Origin of the sequence: Modestobacter sp. VKM Ac-2982 (genome assembly GCF_026967935.1) — a bacterium.
In the GTDB taxonomy this organism is placed as follows: Bacteria; Actinomycetota; Actinomycetes; order Mycobacteriales; family Geodermatophilaceae; genus Modestobacter.
Window position 1 is genome coordinate 1,167,062 of the sequence record NZ_JAPVBL010000001.1, and the last position, 22,209, is coordinate 1,189,270.

Consider the following 22,209-nt stretch of genomic DNA (forward strand, 5'->3'; position numbering starts at 1 on the left):
TCAGAGGTCCAGCGCGTAGACCCGCAGGTCGACGCCGGGCACCGGCGTCCAGTCCCGCTCGGGCAACCGGGTGAACCCCAGCTGCCCGTAGAGCCGGTGTGCCGCGGCCATCCGGTCGCCGGTGGACAGCACCATCCGCCGCTTGCCGGCCGCCCGCGCCCGGTCCAGGCAGGCCCGCACCAGCGCTGCCCCGATGCCCTGCCCGCGCGCCGCGGTGTCGACGGCGAGCATCCGGAACGCCGCCTCGTCCGCGGACTCGACGACCTCGCCGAAGTCCCCGGACAGCACCAGCGCCACGCTGCCGACGATGCGCCCGTCCTGGTCGCGAGCCACGAGCAGCTCCGCCCGATCCGCCCGGCCCGCCACGTCGGCCAGCTGGGGCAGGTACTCGGCGGGCGCGAGGTCCTCGGCGGCGTAGACGGCCACGGTCAGCTCGGCGATGCGGGCGAAGTCCGCGGGCCCGGCCGGGCCGACGACGGGTGCGGGGGAGGCCACCGGAGCAGGGTAGACACAGGACCCTGTCCCCCTTCTCCCTCGCAGGCCCGGGTGCGGCTCCGGACGGGGCCGTAGGCTCCGGCCCACGATGAGCAGCCTGTCCGAACGTCTCACCCGCGGCTCGGCGAGCCCCTCCCAGGTCGACCACGCGCGCCGGCTGGTGGCCGACTGGCAGCTGCTGGCCGACCTGTCCTTCGCCGATCTCACCCTGTGGGTGCCGCTGCAGAGCGGGGCCTGGTGGTGCGTGGCCCAGGTCCGCCCGCTGACGGCGCCCACCAGCCAGCCGGAGGACCTGGTGGGCAGCGAGGCCACCGGGGCCGATGCCGAGCCGCTGCTCCGTGCCCAGCGGGAGGGCCAGCCGATCACCGACGGGGAGCCCGATCCGGCCGGGACCAGCCTCCGTCATCGGGAGGTCATCCCCGTGCGGCACGACGGCGCGGTGGTCGCGGTGCTGGCCAAGGACACCAACCTCGCGGCGACCCGGTCCCCGTCGACCCTCGAGCTGACCTACCTCGACATCGCCGCCGACCTGTCGTTGATGGTGGCGGCCGGCACCTTCCCGCCGCGGATGCTGGACGACGCGGAGATGAGCCCACGCGTGGGTGACGGGCTGGTCCGGCTGGACGGCACCGGGCACGCGGTCTACGCCAGCCCGAACGCGTTGTCGGCCTACCGCCGGATGGGGCTGACCGGGGACGTGGTCGGCGCCGACCTGGCGGAGGTGACGCGCTGGGTCTCGGCGGACCGGGTGGCCGGTGAGGCGGTGGCCGCGAGCATCGCCGCCGCGGTCGCCGGCCGGTTCCCCGAGCCGATGGACGTGGAGAACGACGCGGCGACCATGCTGGTCCGGGCGCTGCCGCTGCAGGCCCCCGGCGGTGAGGCGGGTGCGCTGGTGCTGGTCCGGGACGTCACCGACGTGCGCCGCCGGGACCGTGCGCTGATGACCAAGGACGCCACCATCCGGGAGATCCACCACCGGGTGAAGAACAACCTGCAGACCGTGGCCGCGCTGCTGCGGCTGCAGGCCCGGCGGATGACCGAGCCGGCGGCCCGGGCGGCGCTGGAGGAGTCGGTGCGCCGGGTGGCCTCGATCGCGGTGGTGCACGAGACGCTGGCCGGCAGCCGGGAGGACGTCGTCGAGGTCGACGACGTCCTGGACCAGGTGCTGCCGATGCTCGGCGACGTGACCTCGGTGGGGCCCGCGGCGCGGATCACCCGCGCCGGCGCGATCGGGGAGCTGCCCGCGGCCTGTGCGACGCCGCTGGTGATGGCGGTGACCGAGCTGCTGCACAACGCCGCCGAGCACGCGTTCGAGGACGGCGAGCCGGGGACGATCGTGCTCGCCGCCGAGCGGACGGGTGACGACCTGGTGGTCCGGGTCCGCGACGACGGCCGAGGTCTGCCACCGGGGTTCGACCCGGCGGCCAGCACGGGGCTCGGGCTGCAGATCGTCCGAACGCTGGTGACCAGCGAGCTGCACGGGACGCTGGAGATGGGCCCGCCGTCGGACGGTGGCCCGGGGACCGAGGCGGTGCTCAGCCTCCCGGGTGCCGGTCGCCCGCGCCGGTGAACGCAGCAAGGGCCGCTCCGGTACGGAGCGACCCTTGCTGTACGGCCTCGCTGCAGGTGCCCGAGGTGGGCGTTGCTGAGCGGTCCTTCCTCAGGCGGTGCGGACCCGGGTGCGTGCGGTCCGACGCTTCAGGGCACGGCGCTCGTCCTCGGACAGACCGCCCCAGACCCCGGAGTCCTGACCGGAGGTCAGGGCCCAGTCCAGGCAGGACTCGACGACCGGGCAGCGGCGGCACACAGCCTTGGCCTGCTCGATCTGGACGACTGCCGGGCCCGTCGTCCCGATCGGGAAGAAGAGCTCCGGGTCCTCGTCCCGGCAGAGCGCGCGGTGGCGCCAGTCCATGGCGGTGTACTCCTCGATCTCGTCAGGGTGTCCGGTCGTCGGTCCGAAGACCGCCCCCGCAGGTCCGTGCGCTGGTGACAGCACGAAGAACGACGACCGCCTGCTGTGTTACCAGCAGGTTGCTTGCTTGTGATGCTTTCACGAGTGGACGCACTGTCAAGCAGTTCGCCGGGCGTTCGACGGCGCTCGTGAGCAACCTCACCACGCCCCGCAGGACCTCGCCACTCCGTCGTACCCCACTCGGCGCGTCCGTGCACCACCCCGTGGGGTCCCGTTGTCGAGCCCTCCGTCACACGACGACGCGCAGCGCCTCCGGGACCGACCGGACGCGGAGTCCGGTGGCGGTGCCCAGGTGGTCACCGTCCAGCTGCCAGCCCTGGGGGCGGGTGGACGTCAGGGTGAGCTCCCCGAGGTCGTGCCAGCGGTGCACCCCGCGGCCCCGGGCGTCCGGCCGGGCGGCCATGGTCTGGCGCAGGTGGTGCAGCATCCGGACGACGCCGACCCGACCCATCGCGAAGACGTCCAGGCCGGTGTCGAAGGACGCGTCGGGGCTGGGGTCGATCGGGCGGGCCCCCAGGTAGGTCCACGGGCTGACGTTGGACACCAGGGCGAGGAACAGCCCGTCCACGGGGGGCTCGCCGGGCAGGTCGAGGGTCATCGGCGGACGACGCCGGTCTCGGCCCAGCAGGAACGCGTTGACCCCGGCCCCGATGTAGAGGCTGCCGGTGGACCGCCGCCCCTGGGCGCGCTGGGCCTCGACCCGGGAGATCACGTCGGCGTCGTAGCCCATCCCGGCGGCGAAGACGAACCAGCGGGGCGTGGTCCAGCCCTCCGTCGTCCCCTCCTCGCCGGTCAGCGCGGAGGCGGTGCCGAGGGAGATCAGGCGGGTGCGGCCGGCGCGCAGCGAGTCGAGGATCTCCCCGGTCGCCTCGACCGGGTCGCGGGAGCGGCCGAGGGCGCGGGCGAAGACGTTGGTCGACCCGCCCGGGACGACGGCGAGCATCGGCACCCGGGGCCCCGGACCGGCCGTCAGCAGCCCGTTGGCGGCCTCGTTGACGGTGCCGTCGCCACCGAGGGTCACGACGACGTCGACGCCGTCCGCCGCGGCCTGGGCGGCGAGCTCCCGCGCGTGCCCGCGGTGCGCGGTCTCGGCCAGCTCGACCTGCAGTTGGCTGGAGAGCGCCCGGACCAGCACGTCGCGCACCTTGCGGGTGGTGGTCGTGGCCGCCGGGTTCGCCACCAGCAGCGCACGCATGCCGCTCAACATAACGACCGGCCCTGGGGCGACCGTGCGGCACGTCCGGTGCACCGGGAGGCGAGGTGCCCGCGCGTAACCTCGTCGGCGTGTCAGGTCAGGACGGACAGACCCCGGGCCGTCGTCGGCCGCGGGCAGAGGGGCTGCTCGGGAAGGCCGCCCAGCCCACCGCACCGCGCCCGGCCCGGCCCGGCACGGGGGCGCCGACCGCCGTCCGGCGGGCCGCCCTGGTGGTCGCCGTGGAGGCGCTCGCACTGACCGCCCTCGCGCTCACGCTGCTCGTGCTGACGCTGACCGGCTCACCGGACAGCGTCGGCCGGGCGCTGGCCGAGGTGGTCTACGTGGGGCTGGGGGCGGCGCTGCTGGCGGCAGCAGCGGTCGGGTTGTGGCGGGTGTCCGGCTGGGCCCGCGGCCCGGTCATCGTGCTGCAGATCCTGCTGGGCCTGCTCGCCTACAACGCGGCGTTCGAGGCGCAGCAGCCGTTGATCGGCCTGCCGGTGCTGGCCCTGGTCGCCACCGAGTTGTGGTTGCTGGCCACCCCCGAGGCCCGGCTGGCCTTCTTCGAGCGCTAGGCCCCCCTCGCAGGGTCCGGCCGCGAGCCTGCGAGTGGGTCCTTCCTCAGATCAGCTCGATGACCTCGGCGATCGAGGGCAGCACCCGGCTGGGCCGGAACGGGAACCGGCTGACGTCCTCGGCGCGGGTCGAGCCGGTGAGCACCAGGATCGTGTCCAGCCCCGCCTCGATGCCGGCCACGACGTCGGTGTCCATCCGGTCGCCGATCATCGTGGTGGACTCCGAGTGCGCCTCGATCCGGTTCATCGCACTGCGGAACATCATCGGGTTGGGCTTGCCGACGAAGTAGGGCTCGGCGCCGGTGGCCTTGGTGATCATCGCCGCCACCGAGCCGGTCGCCGGCAGCGGGCCCTCGGGGGAGGGGCCGGTGACGTCGGGGTTGGTGGCGATGAACCGGGCGCCGGCGCCCACCAGCCGGACCGCCTGGGTGATCGCCTCGAACGAGTAGGTGCGGGTCTCGCCGAGGACGACGTAGTCCGGGTCGGTGTCGGTCATCGTGTACCCGGCCTCGTGCAGCGCCGTGGTCAGGCCGGCCTCGCCGATGACGTACGCCGAGCCGCCGGGCAGCTGGGAGGCCAGGAAGTCCGCCGTGGCCAGCGCGGAGGTCCAGATGGCCTGTTCGGGCACGTCGAGGCCGCTGCGGGAGAGCCGGGCGGAGAGGTCGCGCGGGGTGAAGATCGAGTTGTTGGTCAGCACCAGGAACCGGCGGTTGCGCTCGACCAGCCGGGCCAGGAAGTCAGCGGCGCCGGGCAGCGCCTTGCCCTCGTGCACCAGGACGCCGTCCATGTCGGTCAGCCAGCACTCGGACTCGCCGCGTTCGGTGGTCACGCCGTTCTCCTGTCGGTCGGGTGGGTCAGCGACGGTCGGCCGCGAACCGGGGCAGGGCGTCACCGGTGAGCCGGAAGACGGTCCACCCGTCCATCGGCACCGCACCGGCAGCTCTGTAGAACTCGATGGACGGGGTGTTCCAGTCCAGGACGGACCACTCCAGCCGGGCGAACCCGCGGGCCACGCACTCGTCGGCCAGCGTGCGCAGCAGCTCCCGGCCCAGCCCCGTCCCCCGATGCGCCGGGGAGACGTAGAGGTCCTCCAGGTACAGCCCGTGGGTGCCGCGCCAGGTGGAGAAGTTGAGGAACCACAGCGCGAAGCCGGCGATCTCGCCGTCGCCGGCCAGCGCCACGTGCCCGAACAGGGCCGGGGACTCCCCGAACAGCGCGGCGTGCAGCTGGTCGGCGGTCATCTGGGCCTCGTGCTCGGACTCCTCGTAGGCGGCCAGCTCACGGACCAGCCGGAGCACGGTCGGGACGTCGTCGGGCCGGGCCCGGCGCACGCTCACGACAGCGCCTCCTTCACCCGGTCGGGGACCAGCCGGCCCAGCGGGGTCAGCACCGGCATCACCAGCGGGGAGACGAGGTAGCTGTAGGCGACCACCAGGCTGGTCACGGTCGGGACGGTGAGCAGGCCGACGACGACCAGGACGACCGACGTGACCAGGCCGTAGGGCTTGCCGCTCTTCGGGCTGACCAGGGACCGGAACGAGCGGTAGCGGATGTTGCTGATCATCAGCAGCCCGGGGACGACGACGACCAGCAGCACCCACAGCCGGTCGCGGCCCTGCATCAGGTCGGCGAAGGCGTACACGCTGGCCAGCACGACCCCGGCCGCGCCAGGGCTGGGCAGGCCGGTGAAGAAGCGCTTGTCGGCCGTCGGGTCGATCGTGGTGTTGAAGCGGGCGAGCCGGATGGCGGCGCAGGCGACCCAGAGGAAGCAGGCCACCCAGCCCAGGGCGTCGAGCTCGTCCCGGCCGTCGGAGAAGAGGGCGAAGACCAGCAGGGCCGGGGCCAGGCCGAAGGAGACCAGGTCGGCCAGCGAGTCGAACTGCAGGCCGAACGGGGAGACGGCGCCGACCAGCCGGGCCACCGCGCCGTCGGCGATGTCGAACACGACCGACAGCGCGATCAGCAGGCAGGCCAGCCGGTACTCGCCGCGGAACGCGACCAGGATGGCGCCGAAGCCGCACATCATGTTGGCGAGGGTGAAGAGGCTGGGCAGCCACGAGCGAGCCCGCCGCCGCCCGCCGCGCACGGACCCCCGGACGAACTCGACGGTGGTGGTGCGCCTCCCTGGCATCCGCCGGCTCCTCAGCTGGGGGAGGACCAGCGGGCGATGACGGTCTCGCCGCCCCGCACCCGCTGCCCCTTCGTGACGGTGACGGTGCACTCCGGGGGGACGAAGACGTCCATCCGGGACCCGAACTTCATCAGCCCGATCCGCTCACCGGTGGCCACCTGCTGTCCCGGCACCACGCGGGTGACGATCCGGCGGGCCAGCACGCCGACGATCTGGCGGAAGACGACCGTGCGGTCGCCGTCGCGCACCCACAGTTCGCTGTGCTCGTTGCGGTGCGCGCTCTCCGCCCGGTAGGCGGCCAGGAAGCTCCCCGGCGTGTACGTGGAGGAGGTGATCCGGCCGCCGAAGGGAGCGCGGTTCACGTGCACGTCGACGACGGACAGGAAGACGCTCACCTGCTGCCAGTCGCCCTCGGGGGCCACCCCCGGTTGGGGATCGCCGGCGACCATGACGACGCCGTCGGCCGGGGAGAGGACGTCGTCGGCCGGGGGCGGGGTCGAGTCGCACCGCCGGTCGGGGTCGCGGAAGAAGACGGCCATGTACGCCGACAGGGCGAGCAAGGGCCACGTCAGGGCACGGGCCGCACGGGGACCGCTGCCCCGCCCCAGGGCGGTGGAGACCGCCGCAGAGGCCAGGGGAACGGCGAGGAAGGGCCAGCCGGCCCGGTCGATGCGCATCGCAGACCGAGGCTACCGGGAGGGGGCCGGAACGCCTGCGGACGGCGGCGTCACGGCGGGTGTGCGCTCCGGCCGGTTCACGGGGAGGCGAGCAGGTCGCTGGCCCCGGTCTGGCTCACGCGGTCGCGCGGCGGGCCGCCGTACCAGTCGAGGCAGACGACGGAGGCGTCGTCCCGCAGGATGCCACCGGTGGCGCGCAGCACCGCCTGCCCGAGCTCGTGCACGACCTCCCGGGGGTGCAGCGCGGCCGTGGCGGCCAGTGCGGCCGCGACGTCGAGGGATGCCGCGTTGCGCTCCTGCATCCCGTCGGTCACGAAGACGACCCGGTCGCCGGGCTCCAGCACGAAGCGCTGGAGCCGGTACTCGGTGCCGGCCTGGACGCCGAACGGCAGGTCGATGGCCAGCTCCACCTCCTCGACGCGGCCGTCGCGGAGCCGCAGCGGGAACGGGTGCCCGGCGTTGACGATCTCGGCCTCGAGCGTGTGCAGGTCGACACGCAGGACCTGGCCGGTGACGAACTCGCCGGGCGCCGAGTGCGAGCTGACGGCGTCGTTGGCGTTGCGGGTCTGGTCGCCGAGGCCGAGCCCGCGACGCCGCTCGTTGCGCAGGCTGCCGACCAGCAGGGTGGCCAGCAGCGCCGCGCCCACCTCGTGTCCGACCGCATCGCTGACCGAGACGTGGAGGGAGTCCCGGTCCAGGGCGTAGTCGAAGGTGTCCCCGCCCACGGTGGCGGCCGGCTCCAGCCACCCGGCCAGGGTGAACTGACCGGCCTCGCAGGTGAAGGCGCTGGGCAGCAGGCGACGCTGGATCTCCGCGGCCAGCGAGAAGGGGGTCGTGCGCTGACCCCACTCGAAGAGGTCGGTGTGCCGCCGGTTGGCGATGATCACGTAGGCGAGCGCGTGGCCGGCCGCGGAGATGTCGGCCAGCTCCTGCTCGTCGGGCGGCTCGGGCAGCACCAGTTCCAGGACACCGATAGCGTCGCCGCGGTCGGTGACCGGGACGAGCACGCAGGTGCCCCCGTCACCGGTCTGCACGACCGCCTGCTGGGTGCGCAGGACCTGCTCGTGCACCGTGCCCGCCAGCCGCAGGGTCTCCGCGTGCTCGGGACCCCGGACACGGGAGCCCTCCGGCGCGCGGCTCGCCGTCCCGAGTCGGACCAGGGCGTGCCCGCTGAAGTCGGCGATCAGGAACGAGACCTCGGTGGCGCCGGCGAGGGTGGCGAGCTCCGCGGTGACCGCGGTGACGGCGTCGATCGGCGCGGCTGCCTCCACCCGTTCGAGCAACGAGCGCAGGTCGAAACGGGGGCTCACGGGGCTGCTGGTCTCCTGGGTCGGGCGAGCTGCCACCGACCGGCAGCAGGTACGACACTGCCGGGCCACCCCGGAGGGGATGACCCGGCAGTCCGGCCCCGTCCCGAGGTCCACCCCGAGCGTGCGAGGGGTGAGGAGGACGGGTCATCGATCAGGCGGCGGCCTTGGTCTCCCAGAAGATCTTGTCGATCTCGGCGATGTAGTCGAGCAGCTTCTGACCCTCGGCGGGGTCCATGCTGCCCTTGCCGCCGGCGGCGCCGGCCTGCTTGGTCGCCTTGTTGAACAGCTCGTGCAGCTGCGGGTACTTCTCGAAGTGCGGGGGCTTGAAGTAGTCGGTCCAGAGCACCCACAGGTGGTGCTTGACCAGCTCGGCCCGCTGCTCCTTGATCAGGATGGCGCGGGTGCGGAAGACCGGGTCCTCGTTGCCCTGGTACTTCTCCTGGATGCCCTTGACGCTCTCGGCCTCGATGCGGGCCTGGGCCGGGTCGTAGACGCCGCAGGGGAGGTCGCAGTGCGCGGTGGCCTCCACGGCGGAGAACATGCGGAACAGACGCATGGGTGTGCCTCCGGGTTCGCGGGGATGGGTCTTCTGCGACCCTACCCGCGGTGATCAACGAGGACACGTCGAGAAGTGGCAGCCCGGACGACCCGCCCGGGCTGTCGACCCGTTGGGTCTCGGCCCGGGTCACCGGGCCCTCGATGACCCCGACCGTGCGGCACGGCGACCGGCTGCTGGTGCGCCGGGTGGCGGTCGGGGCGTCCGTGCCGGGCGGCACCGTCGTGCTCGCCCGCTTCCCGGCGCGGCCGGAGCTGCTGGTGGTCAAGCGGGTGCGCCGTGCGGTGCCCGGCGGGCACTGGGTGGAGGGGGACAACCCGCTGGTCACCGACGACTCCCGGGCCTTCGGGACGGCGGTCGTCGTGGGCCGGGTGGTGGGCCGGCTGTGGCCCCGGCCGGGGAGGCTGCGCCCTGCCCCGCCCGGCTGACGGGCCGGCGTCAGCCGAGGCGGTCCAGCAGGGGGGCGACGAGGTCGTGCGCCGCGGTGTTCAGGTACAGCAGGACGACGGTGGCCACCAGGAACAGCGGGACGAGCACCGCCTTCTCCACGATCGCACCGGTGCGCAGGTGCACGGGCGCCAGTCGGCTGCGCCGGACGAGCCAGAAGACCGGGACGGGCACCCCCTCCTTGGTCAGCCAGTCGCCGGCGATGTGGGTCAGCGTGCCGAGGACGACGGCCAGCGGTAGCCACCCGGGCGCCGGGCTGTGCTCGAGCAGCAGCCACGCGCCGCCCCAGGAGAGCGCCAGGTTGCCGATCACGGTGTTCTCCGCACGGCCCGGGATGACGAAGTGCAGGGCCCGCAGCGCCAGCCCGATCGCGAGCGCCATCAGCAGCAGGGTGGACCAGCGGTGCCACGTCGCGGCGGTGGCCAGGAGCCCGAACGCCAGCGAGCCGAGAACCGCGTCGTGGGTCCCCCAGCGGTGTCCCCGCGCGACCGTGTTGACGAGCCCGGACGGGACGTCGGTCAACGGGCCCCACATCCCGGAGATCGTGGAACCCCGCTGGTCCAGGTCCGGGAGCATGGCGAACCCGCCGACGGCGGAGACCCAGGCGACCTGGGCGACCGTGCCGTGCACCGGGACCCAGGGGAGCGTCGCGGCGCCGGCGGCCAGGCCGGAGAGGGCGTGAGAGTGACCGAGCACCTACGCAGCGTGCCGCCACCGCGGCCAGGTGCCCAGGAGGCGCGCGAGGAGCGGCGGGAACGGCCACCCGCCCGGGACCCGTGCCGGGCCCGGGCGGGTGTCAGTCCTCAGTCCTCGTCGACGTCGTCCGTGCCGCCCCGGGCCAGCCAGGTGGCCAGCCGCTCGACCGGCACCTCGAAGTCGGGGTGCTGGTCGACGAAGGCCTGGAGCTGGTCGGCCAGCCAGGAGAGCGAGACCTGCTCCTCGCCCCGCCGGCCGGCCAGCTCCTCGATGCCGCGGTCGGTGAAGTACATCGTCGTGCCCCGTCGCGTCAGTCGGCGAAGGCCCGCGCGACCAGCTGACGCTGCTCGACCTCGTGCACCTTGGCCGAGCCCACGGCCGGGCTGGCCGAGGCCTTCCGGGACACCCGGCGCAGCGTGCGCCCGGCCGGCAGGTGCTCGGGCAGGTTGACGGCCATGAACTGTGCTGCGCCCATGTTGGCCGGCTCCTCCTGCACCCACACGACGTCGTTCGCCTCGGGGTAGGCCGCCAGCGCCTCGGCGATCTCCTCGTCCGGCAGCGGGTAGAGCTGCTCGACGCGGAGGATCGCGGTGTCGGCGGTGCCGTCCTTCTCCCGCTGGGCGAGCAGCTCGTAGCTGATCTTGCCGCTGCACAGCAGGACGCGGTGCACCGCGGAGCCGTCGAGGGCCTCCCCGCCCACACCCGGGTCGGGCAGCACCGGGCGGAACCGCTGCTCGGTGAAGTCGTCCACCGGGCTGACCGCCGCCTTGGCGCGCAGCAGGGACTTGGGCGTGAAGACGACCAGCGGGCGGTGCACCTCCGACAGCGCCTGGCGGCGGAGCAGGTGGAAGTAGTTCGCCGGCGTGGAGCAGTTGGCGACCGTCATGTTGTTCTCGGCCGACAGCTGCAGGAACCGCTCGATCCGGCCGCTGGAGTGGTCGGGCCCCTGGCCCTCCAGCCCGTGCGGGAGCAGCATCACGACGCCGGATCGCTGGCCCCACTTGGCCTCGCCGGAGCTGATGAACTCGTCGATGACCATCTGGGCACCGTCGACGAAGTCGCCGAACTGGGCCTCCCAGAGCACGAGGGCCTTGGGGTTGGCCACCGAGTACCCGTACTCGAAGCCGAGCGCGGCGTACTCCGACAGCAGCGAGTCGTAGACGAAGAACTTCGCCTGGTCCTCGGAGAGGTTCAGCAGCGGGGTGTGCTCGCTGGCGGTCTCCCGGTCGATGAGCACCGAGTGCCGCTGGACGAACGTGCCGCGGCGGGAGTCCTGCCCGGCCAGCCGCACCGGCACGCCCTGCATGAGCAGCGACCCGAAGGCCAGCAGCTCGCCCATCGCCCAGTCGACACCGCCCTCGCTGGCCATCGCCGCCCGGCGCTCCAGCATCCGCTGCAGCTTCGGGTGCACGGTGAAGTCGGTGGGCAGCGAGACGTGCGCGTCGCCGATGGTCTTGAGGACCTCGGGCGTGATCGCCGTGTCGACCGTGGCCTCCTGCGGCGAGCGGGGGTCCATGACCGGCTCGGGCCCGGAGGAGTCGCGGGCGTCGTGGGTCTCGGCGAAGGCCCGCTCGAGCTGCCCGCGGTAGTCCTTCAGGGCCTCCTCGGCCTCGGCCAGCGTGATGTCGCCACGGCCGACCAGCGCCTCGGTGTACAGCTTCCGGACCGAGCGCTTGCGGTCGATGATGTCGTACATCAGCGGCTGGGTCATCGACGGGTCGTCGCCCTCGTTGTGCCCGCGGCGGCGGTAGCAGACGAGGTCGATGACGACGTCCTTCTTGAACTCCTGGCGGTAGTCGACCGCCAGCTTCGCCACCCGGACGCAGGCCTCCGGGTCGTCGCCGTTCACGTGGAAGACCGGGGCGCCGATCATCCGCGCGACGTCGGTCGAGTAGAGGCTCGACCGCGCGGCCGCCGGGCTGGTGGTGAAACCGACCTGGTTGTTGATGACGACGTGCACGGTGCCGCCGGTGCGGTAGCCGCGCAGCTGGGAGAGGTTCAAGGTCTCCTGCACCACGCCCTGGCCGGCGAACGCCGAGTCGCCGTGCAGCAGCAGGGGCAGCACGGTGAAGCCGCCCTCGCCCTTGTCGATCATGTCCTGCTTGGCCCGCACGATGCCCTCGAGCACCGGGTTGACCGTCTCCAGGTGGCTGGGGTTGCTGGCCAGCGACACAGCCACCGAACGGCCCTCGTGCTCGAAGCTGCCCTCGGCGCCGAGGTGGTACTTCACGTCACCGGAGCCCTGCACGGTGCCCGGGTCGATGTTGCCCTCGAACTCACCGAAGATCTTGGCGTAGCTCTTGCCCAGCACGTTGGCCAGCACGTTGAGCCGGCCGCGGTGGGCCATGCCGATCGCGACCTCCTCGATCCCGTGCTCCGAGGAGCTCACCAGCACCTCGTCCAGCAGCGGGATGACCGACTCGCCGCCCTCCAGGCTGAACCGCTTCTGACCGACGTACTTGGTCTGCAGGAAGGTCTCGAACGCCTCGGCGGCGTTGAGCCGGCCGAGCACGCGCTTCTGCTTGTCCCGGCCGGGCTGGTCGTGCTTGACCTCGATGCGCTCCTGGAGCCACTGGCGCTCCTCGGGGTCGGTGATGTGCATGTACTCGATGCCGACGGTGCGGCAGTAGGAGTTGCGCAGCACGCCGAGGATGTCGCGCAGCAGCATCGTCCGCTCGCCGGCGAAGCCACCGACCGGGAAGGGCCGGTCGAGGTCCCACAGGGTCAGCCCGTGCTGGACGATGTCCAGGTCGGGGTGGGTGCGGACCTTGAACTCCAGCGGGTCGGTGTCGGCCATGAGGTGGCCGTTGCGCCGGTAGGCCTCGATGACCTCGATGACCCGGGCTTCCTTGTCGATCTGGCCCTCGTGGCTGACCCGCTTGTCCGGCACCCAGCGGACCGGCTCGTAGGGGATGCGCAGCGAGCGGAAGACGTCGTCGTAGAAGCCGTCCTGGCCCAGCAGCAGCCCGTGCATCCGGCGCAGGAAGTCGCCGGACTCCGCGCCCTGGATGACCCGGTGGTCGTAGGTCGAGGTCAGCGTGATGATCTTGGAGACGGCCATCTCGGCGAGGGCCTCGGGGCTCATCCCCTGGAACTCGGCCGGGTAGTCCATCGCGCCGACGCCGACGATCGTGCCCTGGTTGGTGGTCAGTCGCGGCACCGAGTGGTTGGTGCCGATGGTGCCGGGGTTGGTGAGGCTGATCGTCGTGCCGGAGAAGTCGTCCATCGTCAGCTTGCCCGCCCGGGCCCGCCGGATGATCTCCTCGTAGGCGCCCCAGAAGGCGGCGAAGTCCATGTCCTCGGCGGCCTTGATGGAGGCGACCACCAGCGAGCGGGTGCCGTCGGGCTTGGGCAGGTCGATGGCCAGGCCGAAGTTGACGTGCTCGGGCTGGACGTGGACGGGCTTGCCGTCGACCTCGGCGAAGGCGCTGTTCATGTTCGGGAAGTCGTCCAGCGCCCGGACCAGCGCATAGCCGATCAGGTGGGTGAAGGAGATCTTCCCGCCCCGGGCGCGGGCCAGGTGGTTGTTGATGACGATGCGGTTGTCGACCATCAGCTTGGCCGGCACCGCCCGCACGCTGGTGGCCGTCGGCACGGTCAGCGAGGCGTTCATGTTCTTCACGACGCTCGCGGCGGCCCCGCGCAGCGGGGTGCGCTTCGGGCCGGTGTCGTCGCCCTCGGCGCGGCCGGGACCCGGCTTGACGACCGGCTTGGCCGGCGCCGCGGGCTGCTGCTGGGAGGCGCGCTCGGCGGCCCGGGCCACGACGGTGCCCTCGGACCGGGCGTCGCTCTCGGCGGCGCGGGAGGCCGGGGCGGCAGCCCCCTTGTCGGAGGAGCCCTTGTCGGAGGAGCTCTTCGCCGAGGCGCCCGTGGCGCCCTCGTCGGACGAGCTCGTGCTGGCGGGTGCCGGCTTCGGTGCGGCGGGACCCGACTGGGTCATCTGCGGTGCGACCTCTCGGCTGGGCGCGGGGGAGGCGTAGGTGGTGGCCGACGGCGTCGATTCCGCCTGGGCGCTCCGGGGCTCGGACGGTTCCGGCGACGGGGCCGGTTCGGCCGGCTCCGTCGTGCGGTCCTGTCCGTCGGCGACCGGGCTGCCGGGCCGGTAGTCGGCGAAGAAGTCGTGCCAGGCCTGGTCCACGCTCCGTGGATCGGCGAGGTACTGCTGGTACATCTCCTCGACCAGCCACTCGTTGGTACCGAAGCCCGCCACCGGGTTGGCGGAGTGGGCAGGGGACGGCTGGGATGAGCTCACGCTTGACACGGGGTCGAGTGCCTTCTTCGTCGAGGGACGTCGTTGGACCGGGTGCCGACTTTACGCCCCGGCTCCGGCGGTGCAGTGATGCTCCGTGAGTTGCCGCACGTGTCCCGGGTCACCGGCCCTGCACGACCCACGAGAACCGGCACCGCGCGGTCCGGTCTGCGCGCTGGGCCGAGCTCATCCGGTGGCACCGGCGGTGACCAGCATCTCGACGAGCGCGTCGGCCTCCGGCGCGTCCCCGCTGGCCGCGGCGCGCTGCCGTGCGGCCGCCACCCGGGCGATGTCCAGCGCGGAGGCGCCGTCGTGGGTGGTGGCGTCCACGTCGGCCCCCGCCTCGAGCAGCAGCCGGACCACCGCCGGGGCGTCGGGCCCGGGACCGGCGACGGCGTCGTGCCCGGAGCCGGCGACGGCGGAGTGCAGGGCGGTGCGGCCGGTGGCCGCGTCACGGCGGTCGACGTCCGCCCCCGCGTCGAGCAGCGCCTGCACGACCGCCGGCGCGCCGGCGGCGGCTGCGGCGTGCAGCGCGGGGCCGGGTGCCGCACCGCGCCGCAGCAACAGCGCGACGGCGTCCAGGCGGGCGCCGGCCGCCGCCCAGCTCAGCAGGTCGACCTCGGTGTCCGGGTCGTTGAGCGGGGTGCCGTCGTCCACTGCCCGGGACAGCGTCTGCAGCTCACCCAGGAACGCCGCCGAGGCTGCGTCGACGGGGGCACCGAGCTCGCGGAGCACCTCGACCAGGTGCGGTGTGTGCGCTATGGCCAGGTGCAGCGGGGTGCGGCCGTCCTCGGTGCGGGCGCTGGTGTCGGCTCCGGCCTCCACCAGCGCGGTCACCATCGGCGCGTGCCCGGCGGCCACGGCCAGGTGCAGCGGGGTCCAGCCGTCGGCGCCGTCCCGCTCGATGCCGGTCGACAACAGCTGCGGCTGGTCCTGCACCGCCGTCCGGACGGCCGTCAGGTCGCCGTCGGTGACCAGCCGGCCCAGTCGCTGGGCGGTCATCCGGCTGGTCACGCAGCGGCCCCCGGCATGGTCGGGCCCCGGTGCGTGCGCACTCAGACCACGTCCCGGCGGACGGCCAGCAGGGTGCCGAGCAGGGCGGCGGCCAGTCCGTAGCCCAGCAGCAGGAGCACGCCCTGCCACTGCTCCAGGAGGTCCGGGCCCTGGAAGGTGGCCGTCATCGCCTCCAGGGCGCCGCCGGGCAGCCACTTGTAGGCCCCCGAGGTCGCCGGGATGCTGCGCAGCAGCGGCTCGACGACGTAGAGGTAGACGAGGGCGGCGACGATGGCCCCCACCTGGTTCTTCAGCAGGGCACCGAGCCCGACGCCGATCAGCGTGTAGACGACCAGCGCCAGACCGGCGAAGGCGAGCACCTCCAGGTTCTCCCCGGTCAGCTCGGGTGCGTTGCCGCGGGCGTTGCCGTAGACCAGCACGACCGCCACGGTGACCGCGCAGACGAGCACCGCGTAGGGGACGGCCACGAGGGCGTAGGCCAGCAGCTTGGCGATCACCACCCGGCCACGCTGCGGGGTCGCCAGGAAGGTGGGCGTCGCGGTGCGGTGCCGGTACTCCTGGGTGATCCCGATGATCCCGAGGACGACGGAGATGACCGTCGCGTTCGTGGCGATGGAGAAGGCCAGCCGCGCGTACTCGGGCGAGTCCAGCGGCGGCAGCCCGCTGTCCTGGTTGCCGGCGAAGGCGGTGAACAGCGCAGCGAACGCACCGGAGAGCACGCAGGCGCCGAGCAGCAGCCCGATCCAGACCCGGGTGGTGAACAGCTTCGTCCACTCTGCACGGACCAGCCGTGCGACGACCGTGCCCATCACGCGGCTCCCTGCTCGGCGTGGGCGGCGGCGTACTGCTCCTGACCGGCGGTGAGCTGGAAGTAGATCTCTTCCAGTCCGCTGGTGTGCGACCGCAGCTCGTGCAGCTCGATCCCGCCGGCGAAGGCCCGCCGACCGACCTCGTCGGTGCTCAGCCCGGTGACGGTCAGGCCGTCGGGGATGGCATCGGTCGGGGCCACCGTCGTCCCGGTGGTGCGCAGCAGGTCGGCCAGGGCGGTGCTGTGCGGGCTGCGCACCAGCACGCTGCCGGCGTTGCCCGAGCGCAGCTCGGCCAGCGTCCCCTCCCGGACGAGCTTCCCGGCGCCGACGATCACCACCCGGTCGGCGGTCTGCTCGACCTCGGCCAGCAGGTGGCTGGAGACCAGCACGGTGCGGCCCTGGGCGTGGGCCAGGTGGCGGAGGAAGCCGCGCAGCCACTGGATGCCCTCCGGGTCCAGGCCGTTGGCCGGCTCGTCGAGAACCAGCACGGCCGGGTCGCCCAGCAGGGCCGTGGCCAGGCCGAGGCGTTGGCGCATGCCCAGGGAGTAGCCCCCGGCCCGGCGCCGGCCGGCGGTGCCGAGCCCGACCTGGTCGAGGACCTCGTCGGCGCGGCGGACCGGCAGGCCGGTCGCACGGCAGTAGACCCGCAGGTGGTCGCGGCCGCTCCGGGCGGGGTGGAACGCCGTCTCCAGCACCGCGCCGACCTGGCGCATCGGCTCGGGCAGCCCGGCGTAACGGACGCCGTTGAACGTGGTCGTGCCGGTGTCGGGGGTGATGAGGCCCAGGGCCATCCGCAGCGTGGTGGTCTTCCCTGCGCCGTTGGGGCCCAGGAAGCCGGTCACCTGCCCCGGCTCGACGGTGAAGCTGAGGTCGTCGACCGCGCGCACCTTGCCGAACGTCTTCGTGAGGCCTGTGACCTCGACCCGGACGGGGTCGACGGCGGCCGATCTGACGCTGGTGATCTCGCCCTCCTCGTTCCGCCGGCGGGTCCGGCACCGCGGCCATCCAAGCGCACCGACCGGGTGCAGCGCGAGGACTCCGCGGGCGGAGAGTGACCGGTGGCACGTCCTCGGCCGCGAGTTCGGTAGGTTCCGCGCGGATGGGCGAACCCGCACACCGACGGATGTCCCAGCAGCGCCGTGGACGCGCCCGACGAACGTCCTCCGAGGAGGTCCGGTGAACGTCTCTCGCAGCCTCGTCGGCCCGTCGGCCGGTACGCACCGCGCGGGCTGAGCGCTGCCGACGTCCGAACCGGGTGCCGCCGGCGGCCCCGACCCCCGCGAGTCCCTGGAGCGGCTGCTCCTCGAGGGGCCCCGCCGGTACACCCGCCGACAGGTGGCCGAGCTGGCCGGCATGCCACCCGAGCGCACCCAGCGGCTGTGGCGGGCCCTGGGCTTCGCCGACGTCCCCGAGGGCGACCCCGCGTTCACCGACGCCGACGTCACCGCCCTGGCCCGGCTGTCGGCGCTGATCGACTCGGGCTTCGTCGAGCCCGGCGCCGAGGCATCCATCGCCCGCGCCATGGGGCAGTCGTTGTCCCGGCTGGCCGACTGGCAGACCGACATGCTGGCCACCCTCCTGACCGCTCCCGAGGCTGCGCCGGCGGACCGTGCGGCGGTCGAGGCCGAGGCCGTCCGGTCCACCGAGAGGCTGCTGCCGCTCATGCGCGAGCTCCAGGACTACGTCTGGCGCCGGCACCTGGCCGCCAACGCCGGCCGGCTGTTCCTCGCCGCCCCGGGTGGTGGTGACCGGCGGGAGCTGGCGGTCGGCTTCGCCGACCTCGTCGGCTATACCTCGCGCAGCCGCGGCATGGGCGGCCGGGAGCTGGGCGTGATGGTCGAGGACTTCGAGGGGCTGGCCGCCGACGTCATCGCCCGCTTCCGCGGTCGGGTGGTGAAGACGGTCGGGGACGGCGTGCTGTTCACCTGCGCCGACCCGGTGGACGCGGTGGAGATCGCGTTGCTGCTCCCCGAGGAGTGGACCGCCGCGGACCGTCCACCGCTGCGGGTGGGCGCCGCCCACGGCCCGGTGCTGACCCGGCTCGGGGACGTCTACTCGCCGGTGGTCAACCTGGCCAGCCGGCTCACCTCGATCGCCCGGCCCTCGACCGTGCTGGTCGACCAGCAGCTGGCGCGGGAGCTGCGCGGCGTCCGGGAGTACCGGGTGCGGCCGCTGCGCCGGGTGTCGGTGCGCGGCTACGACAACCTGCGCCCGTGGCTGGTCCGCCGCAGCGCCACGGGTGGCGAGGCGCCCGGGGTGGCCGCGTTCGAGGAGCTGCTCGACGAGATCGCCGACGACGTGCTGGCGGCGCCCGAGGAGGAGGAGCTGCCCGGCGGCGCCGGTCCCTTCGCCGACTGAGTCTGTCCCCGCCGGGGCCACTCGCCGGTCGTCCGGCCGCCGGGCGGCACCATGGGCGCGTGTCCGCCACGCTGCTCGCCCGTGGACTGGCCGCCGGTCACGGCGCCCGGGTCCTGTTCGCCGACCTCGACCTGGTGGTCGCCCCCGGCGACGTCGTCGGCCTGGTCGGGGTGAACGGCGCCGGCAAGTCCACCCTGTTGCAGACCCTCGCCGGGGTGCTGCCCGCCGAGTCGGGGGAGATCGCGCTCAGCCCCCCGTCGGCGACGGTCGGGTACCTCCCGCAGGAGACCGACCGCCGGCCGGGGGAGTCCGTGCTGGACCTGCTGGCCCGCCGCACCGGGGTCGCCGCCGCCGAACGGGCGATGGAGGAGGCCACGGAGGCGCTCACCGCCGGTGCCCCGGGCGCCGACGACCGGTACGGCGACGCCCTGGAGCGCTGGCTGGCCCTCGGTGGTGCCGACCTGGCCGAGCGCGCCGAGGCGGTGGTCGACTCGGTGGCCCCCGGTGTCGCGCTGGACGCGGCCACCATCGGGCTCTCCGGCGGGCAGGCCGCCCGGGTCGGGCTGGCGTCGCTGCTGCTGAGCCGGTACGACGTCCTGCTCCTCGACGAGCCCACCAACGACCTCGACCTGGCCGGGCTGGAGCAGCTGGAGCGCTTCGTCGCCGGCCTCCGCACCGGGGTGGTGCTGGTCAGCCACGACCGGGAGTTCCTCGCCCGCACCGTCACCCGGGTGGTCGAGCTGGACCTGGCCCAGCAGCTGGTCCGGGTGCACGACGGCGGCTACGACGCCTACCTGGTCGAGCGGGAGGTGGCCCGCCGGCACGCCCGCGAGGAGTTCGAGGAGTTCGCCGACACCAAGGCCTCGCTGGAGTCGCGGGCCCGGATGCAGCGGAACTGGATGGCCAAGGGCGTCCGCGACTCGATCAAGAAGTCCAAGGACGGCGACAAGCACATCAAGGCGGCCAACCGGTCCTCGTCCGAGAAGCAGGCCGCCAAGGCCAAGCAGACCGAGCGGCGGATCGAGCGGCTCGAGGTGGTCGAGGAGCCGCGCAAGGAGTGGGAGCTGCGGATGGAGATCGCCGCGGCTCCGCGGTCCGGCGCCGTGGTCGCCACGCTCCGTGGCGCCGTCGTCCGTCGTGGCGGGTTCACGCTCGGGCCGGTGGACCTGCAGGTCGACTGGGGTGACCGGGTGGCGATCACCGGGGCCAACGGGTCGGGGAAGAGCACGCTGCTCGCCGCGCTGCTGGGCCGGTTGCCGCTGGACGAGGGGACGGCGGCGCTCGGCTCGGGCGTGCGGCTGGGCGAGGTGGACCAGGTCCGGGGCAGCTTCCTGGGGGACGAGCCGCTGGCTGCGGCGTTCGGGGCCGAGGTGCCCGACCTGCCCGATGCCGAGGTGCGCACGCTGCTGGCCAAGTTCGGGCTGCGCGCCGACCACGTGGTGCGGCCGGCCGGCACCCTGTCGCCGGGGGAGCGGACCCGAGCGGCGCTGGCGCTGCTGCAGGCCCGCGGGGTCAACGTGCTGGTGCTCGACGAGCCGACGAACCACCTGGACCTGCCGGCGATCGAGCAGCTGGAGCAGGCGCTGGCCGACTACACCGGCACGCTGCTGCTGGTCACCCACGACCGCCGGATGCTCGAGGTCGTGCGCACCACCCGGCGGTTCGCGGTGGCCGACGGCCGGGTCCAGCAGGGCTGACCGGGCCCGGAGACGACGCCGCCCGCCCGGACGCGATGTCCTGGGCGGGCGGGGGGTCGTGGTGCGAGCTGGGCTGGTGTGCCCCCGGCAGGATTCGAACCTGCGCCCCTGCCTCCGGAGGGCAGTGCTCTATCCCCTGAGCTACGGGGGCTCGTCCACGCTTCCTGCTGTCCTGCGGTGCTGCGATCGTGCTGCGCTCCGCTCCCGCTCGGCGCCCGTGGCACGTTACCAGCCCGCGGCTGGCGCACCGGCAGGGGCCCCGGCGACCCCGCCGACCGGGTCAGGGCGCCGGCAGGGGCTCCCCGCCCCGGGCCCGGAGCATCGCCGCCATGGTGGTCGTCTCGGCGTCCTGGGTCTCCGCGATCGAGCGGGCCAGGCGCTCCACGACGTCCACGTCGGCGTGCTCCTGGCCGTACTCGGCCATGGCCAGCCCGCCCTGGTGGTGCCGGATCATCAGCTGCAGGAACATCCGGTCGAACGCCGTCCCGGACAGCGAGCGCAGCTCGGCGAGCTCCGCCTCGGTCGCCATCCCCGGCATCAGCGCCGCGCCGGCGGTCTCGGGGCCGGCCATGTCGTGCCCGGCCATCTCCCCGTCCGACATCCAGGCCATGGTCTCCCCGCCGGTGAACGGCAGGTCCCACAGCGCCAGCCAGCCCTGCATCCGGCCCAGCTGGTTGGTCTGCGTGGCCGAGATGTCGAAGGCGAGCTGACGGATCTCGGGGTCGGTGGTCTCGGTGAGGGCCAGGTTCGCCATCTCGACCGCCTGCAGGTGGTGCCGGGACATGTCCCGGGAGAACCCGGCCGCCACCGAGTCCGTGGTGGGCTGCTCCTCCCGGCCGACGCCCAGCGCCACGGCCAGCCCGCCACCGGCCAGCAGCAGTCCCACGGCGATCACCGCCACCAGGACGCCGGTCAGCCAGCCCCGGGGCCGGCCGGAGCTCGTCGCTCCACGGTCGTCCTCGGTCGCGGGGTGGGTCATCGGGTCCTCTCAGGTGGCGTGCCGGGGGTGGAGGTGGGTCAGGGGGTCGAGGTGGTCTCGGGCGCCGGGGTCGACGTCGTCGGTGCGTCGGTGACCATCGCGTCGGTGCCCCGGCTGCTGCCGTCCTCCACGACCGGGTCGGTGATGAACAGCGGGTTCTCGCAGCTGGCCCCGACCTCGGGGTAGAAGTCGGCGTTGTAGGTCATGAAGTCGGCGTACTGCTGCACCCGCATGTCGTCGGCGGAGTCGACGGTCAGCTGGTGGTTCCACGACTGCAGGCTGATCGGCGAACCGAGCCCGACGTAGGGCGAGAGCATGAGCCCGGACGTGCCCTCGACCAGCTCCTCCAGCGTGGCGAGGTCGCCGTCGGTGATCAGCTCGGGGTCGTAGGTGATCCACGTGGCGCCGTGCTCCATGGAGTGGACGGCGTTCTCGTGCCGGATGTCCACGTCGTAGACGGTGCCGGTGCAGTCGGCCCACTCGCCGTCGTGCGGCCCACCGACCGGCGGGTTCTCGGTGTAGCTGACCGGCGTGGTGACGTGTTCCTGGCCGGCGGCGTACTCGAAGGTCTCCAGGCCGGCGATCTGGCTGGCCTCAGTGACCCGGTTGGCGTTCGACTCGTTCACCTGGACGACGGCGTAGCTGATGACGGCCGCGGCGAAGACGACCACCGCGACGGCTGCGGCGATCAGGCCCCAGGGCTTCTGCTTGGTGACCACGTTGGCCGGCGGACGGGTCCGCCCGCGGCCGCCAGAGCCCTTTCCGGGCACCCGCTGGCTGCCGGCACCGGACCCTCCACGGGAAGCGCCGCCGGTCGCGCGGCTGTTCTCGGGCTTGGGGTCCTTGGCCACTGCCGCTCCTCGTTCGCTGTGCGTCGTGAGCCGCGCCCTCCCGTGGGAGCCGCACGCTCGCGTCCGTCCCGGGCTGCTCCCGTCCGGCGGCTGCGAGTCTAGGTCGCGGACCTGTGTGGTCCCTGACCGTCGGCGGTCACTGCAGAGGTGTCCCGGCACACAGTCGGCGGGCAGGTCGGAACGGGGATGCCCCGCTCCGTA

General features: G+C 73.5%; 22 protein-coding genes and 1 tRNA gene. 5 read left to right on the forward strand and 18 right to left on the reverse strand.

What is annotated here, in order from left to right; translation table 11 throughout:
* Complete coding sequence (locus tag O2W20_RS05815) at positions 1 to 495, reverse strand: GNAT family N-acetyltransferase (protein WP_269170788.1); 495 nt, start codon at positions 493 to 495, stop codon at positions 1 to 3.
* 88 nt (positions 496 to 583) lie between these two features.
* Between O2W20_RS05815 and O2W20_RS05820 the strand changes: the two genes are divergently transcribed.
* Positions 584 to 2,065 (forward strand): sensor histidine kinase, encoded by a 1,482-nt coding sequence (locus tag O2W20_RS05820; RefSeq protein ID WP_269170789.1) that lies wholly within the window; start codon positions 584 to 586, stop codon positions 2,063 to 2,065.
* Between the two features lie 90 nt (positions 2,066 to 2,155).
* On the opposite strand, the gene O2W20_RS05825 is transcribed toward O2W20_RS05820, so the two are convergent.
* Entirely contained in the window at positions 2,156 to 2,407 is a 252-nt protein-coding gene (locus O2W20_RS05825; protein ID WP_269158766.1) for a WhiB family transcriptional regulator, read from the reverse strand.
* Between the two features lie 289 nt (positions 2,408 to 2,696).
* On the reverse strand, positions 2,697 to 3,662 hold the full coding sequence (locus O2W20_RS05830; protein WP_269170790.1) for a diacylglycerol/lipid kinase family protein: 966 nt from the start codon (positions 3,660 to 3,662) through the stop codon (positions 2,697 to 2,699).
* A gap of 89 nt (positions 3,663 to 3,751) precedes the next feature.
* Between O2W20_RS05830 and O2W20_RS05835 the strand changes: the two genes are divergently transcribed.
* A complete protein-coding gene (locus O2W20_RS05835; protein WP_269170791.1) occupies positions 3,752 to 4,234 on the forward strand; it encodes a hypothetical protein in 483 nt (160 codons plus the stop codon).
* A 46-nt stretch (positions 4,235 to 4,280) separates the two neighbouring features.
* On the opposite strand, the gene O2W20_RS05840 is transcribed toward O2W20_RS05835, so the two are convergent.
* From O2W20_RS05840 to sodN, 6 genes are all read right to left on the reverse strand, one after another.
* A complete protein-coding gene (locus O2W20_RS05840) occupies positions 4,281 to 5,063 on the reverse strand; it encodes an HAD-IIA family hydrolase (RefSeq protein WP_269170792.1) in 783 nt (260 codons plus the stop codon).
* A 25-nt stretch (positions 5,064 to 5,088) separates the two neighbouring features.
* Complete coding sequence (locus tag O2W20_RS05845) at positions 5,089 to 5,571, reverse strand: GNAT family N-acetyltransferase (RefSeq protein ID WP_269170793.1); 483 nt, start codon at positions 5,569 to 5,571, stop codon at positions 5,089 to 5,091.
* On the reverse strand, positions 5,568 to 6,365 hold the full coding sequence (pssA, locus tag O2W20_RS05850) for a CDP-diacylglycerol--serine O-phosphatidyltransferase (protein ID WP_269170794.1): 798 nt from the start codon (positions 6,363 to 6,365) through the stop codon (positions 5,568 to 5,570). Before pssA ends, O2W20_RS05845 begins: the two co-directional genes overlap by 4 nt.
* Positions 6,366 to 6,376: 11 nt before the next feature.
* Positions 6,377 to 7,042: a phosphatidylserine decarboxylase gene (locus tag O2W20_RS05855; protein ID WP_269170795.1), complete on the reverse strand. Its 666-nt coding sequence runs from the start codon at positions 7,040 to 7,042 to the stop codon at positions 6,377 to 6,379.
* Positions 7,043 to 7,119: 77 nt separating this feature from the next.
* Positions 7,120 to 8,352: a PP2C family protein-serine/threonine phosphatase gene (locus O2W20_RS05860; RefSeq protein WP_269170796.1), complete on the reverse strand. Its 1,233-nt coding sequence runs from the start codon at positions 8,350 to 8,352 to the stop codon at positions 7,120 to 7,122.
* Between the two features lie 151 nt (positions 8,353 to 8,503).
* A complete protein-coding gene (gene sodN / locus O2W20_RS05865; RefSeq protein ID WP_269164662.1) occupies positions 8,504 to 8,908 on the reverse strand; it encodes a superoxide dismutase, Ni in 405 nt (134 codons plus the stop codon).
* 50 nt (positions 8,909 to 8,958) lie between these two features.
* Between sodN and O2W20_RS05870 the strand changes: the two genes are divergently transcribed.
* Positions 8,959 to 9,336 (forward strand): S26 family signal peptidase, encoded by a 378-nt coding sequence (locus O2W20_RS05870; protein WP_269170797.1) that lies wholly within the window; start codon positions 8,959 to 8,961, stop codon positions 9,334 to 9,336.
* A gap of 10 nt (positions 9,337 to 9,346) precedes the next feature.
* Here the strand turns inward: O2W20_RS05870 and O2W20_RS05875 are convergent, their stop codons facing one another.
* The 6 genes from O2W20_RS05875 to O2W20_RS05900 form a co-directional block, all read right to left on the reverse strand.
* Positions 9,347 to 10,051, reverse strand: a complete 705-nt coding sequence (locus tag O2W20_RS05875; protein ID WP_269170798.1) for a metal-dependent hydrolase — start codon at positions 10,049 to 10,051, stop codon at positions 9,347 to 9,349.
* Between the two features lie 107 nt (positions 10,052 to 10,158).
* Entirely contained in the window at positions 10,159 to 10,344 is a 186-nt protein-coding gene (locus O2W20_RS05880) for a DUF6104 family protein (RefSeq protein ID WP_269158777.1), read from the reverse strand.
* A gap of 17 nt (positions 10,345 to 10,361) precedes the next feature.
* Entirely contained in the window at positions 10,362 to 14,303 is a 3,942-nt protein-coding gene (locus O2W20_RS05885) for a multifunctional oxoglutarate decarboxylase/oxoglutarate dehydrogenase thiamine pyrophosphate-binding subunit/dihydrolipoyllysine-residue succinyltransferase subunit (RefSeq protein ID WP_269170799.1), read from the reverse strand.
* 183 nt (positions 14,304 to 14,486) lie between these two features.
* A complete protein-coding gene (locus O2W20_RS05890; protein WP_269170800.1) occupies positions 14,487 to 15,314 on the reverse strand; it encodes an ankyrin repeat domain-containing protein in 828 nt (275 codons plus the stop codon).
* Positions 15,315 to 15,355: 41 nt separating this feature from the next.
* Positions 15,356 to 16,123 carry an ABC transporter permease gene (locus O2W20_RS05895; RefSeq protein ID WP_269170801.1) on the reverse strand — a complete coding sequence of 256 codons (768 nt, stop codon included), beginning with the start codon at positions 16,121 to 16,123 and terminating at the stop codon, positions 15,356 to 15,358.
* On the reverse strand, positions 16,123 to 17,010 hold the full coding sequence (locus tag O2W20_RS05900) for an ATP-binding cassette domain-containing protein (protein ID WP_269170802.1): 888 nt from the start codon (positions 17,008 to 17,010) through the stop codon (positions 16,123 to 16,125). The genes O2W20_RS05895 and O2W20_RS05900 overlap by 1 nt, the downstream gene beginning before the upstream one ends.
* A gap of 409 nt (positions 17,011 to 17,419) precedes the next feature.
* Between O2W20_RS05900 and O2W20_RS05905 the strand changes: the two genes are divergently transcribed.
* Positions 17,420 to 18,481 carry an adenylate/guanylate cyclase domain-containing protein gene (locus O2W20_RS05905; RefSeq protein ID WP_269171009.1) on the forward strand — a complete coding sequence of 354 codons (1,062 nt, stop codon included), beginning with the start codon at positions 17,420 to 17,422 and terminating at the stop codon, positions 18,479 to 18,481.
* Positions 18,482 to 18,540: 59 nt separating this feature from the next.
* Positions 18,541 to 20,178: an ABC-F family ATP-binding cassette domain-containing protein gene (locus tag O2W20_RS05910; protein ID WP_269170803.1), complete on the forward strand. Its 1,638-nt coding sequence runs from the start codon at positions 18,541 to 18,543 to the stop codon at positions 20,176 to 20,178.
* Positions 20,179 to 20,257: 79 nt separating this feature from the next.
* On the opposite strand, the gene O2W20_RS05915 is transcribed toward O2W20_RS05910, so the two are convergent.
* The 3 genes from O2W20_RS05915 to O2W20_RS05925 all read right to left on the reverse strand — a co-directional run bounded on the left by O2W20_RS05915 (position 20,258) and on the right by O2W20_RS05925 (position 22,008).
* Positions 20,258 to 20,329: transfer RNA gene (locus O2W20_RS05915), tRNA-Arg, on the reverse strand.
* Positions 20,330 to 20,458: 129 nt separating this feature from the next.
* A complete protein-coding gene (locus O2W20_RS05920; RefSeq protein WP_269170804.1) occupies positions 20,459 to 21,157 on the reverse strand; it encodes a DUF305 domain-containing protein in 699 nt (232 codons plus the stop codon).
* Between the two features lie 38 nt (positions 21,158 to 21,195).
* Complete coding sequence (locus tag O2W20_RS05925) at positions 21,196 to 22,008, reverse strand: DUF3105 domain-containing protein (RefSeq protein ID WP_269170805.1); 813 nt, start codon at positions 22,006 to 22,008, stop codon at positions 21,196 to 21,198.
* Positions 22,009 to 22,209 lie beyond the last annotated feature (201 nt).

Bases quoted from the DNA above. Each gene is read 5' to 3' on its own strand.
- O2W20_RS05855 (WP_269170795.1), bottom strand. From the start codon at position 7,042: ATGCGCATCGACCGGGCCGGCTGGCCCTTCCTCGCCGTTCCCCTGGCC.
- O2W20_RS05830 (WP_269170790.1), bottom strand. From the start codon at position 3,662: ATGCGTGCGCTGCTGGTGGCGAACCCGGCGGCCACGACCACCACCCGC.
- sodN (WP_269164662.1), bottom strand. From the start codon at position 8,908: ATGCGTCTGTTCCGCATGTTCTCCGCCGTGGAGGCCACCGCGCACTGC.
- pssA (WP_269170794.1), bottom strand. From the start codon at position 6,365: ATGCCAGGGAGGCGCACCACCACCGTCGAGTTCGTCCGGGGGTCCGTG.
- O2W20_RS05880 (WP_269158777.1), bottom strand. From the start codon at position 10,344: ATGTACTTCACCGACCGCGGCATCGAGGAGCTGGCCGGCCGGCGGGGC.
- O2W20_RS05895 (WP_269170801.1), bottom strand. From the start codon at position 16,123: ATGGGCACGGTCGTCGCACGGCTGGTCCGTGCAGAGTGGACGAAGCTG.
- O2W20_RS05920 (WP_269170804.1), bottom strand. From the start codon at position 21,157: ATGACCCACCCCGCGACCGAGGACGACCGTGGAGCGACGAGCTCCGGC.
- O2W20_RS05820 (WP_269170789.1), top strand. From the start codon at position 584: ATGAGCAGCCTGTCCGAACGTCTCACCCGCGGCTCGGCGAGCCCCTCC.
- O2W20_RS05825 (WP_269158766.1), bottom strand. From the start codon at position 2,407: ATGGACTGGCGCCACCGCGCGCTCTGCCGGGACGAGGACCCGGAGCTC.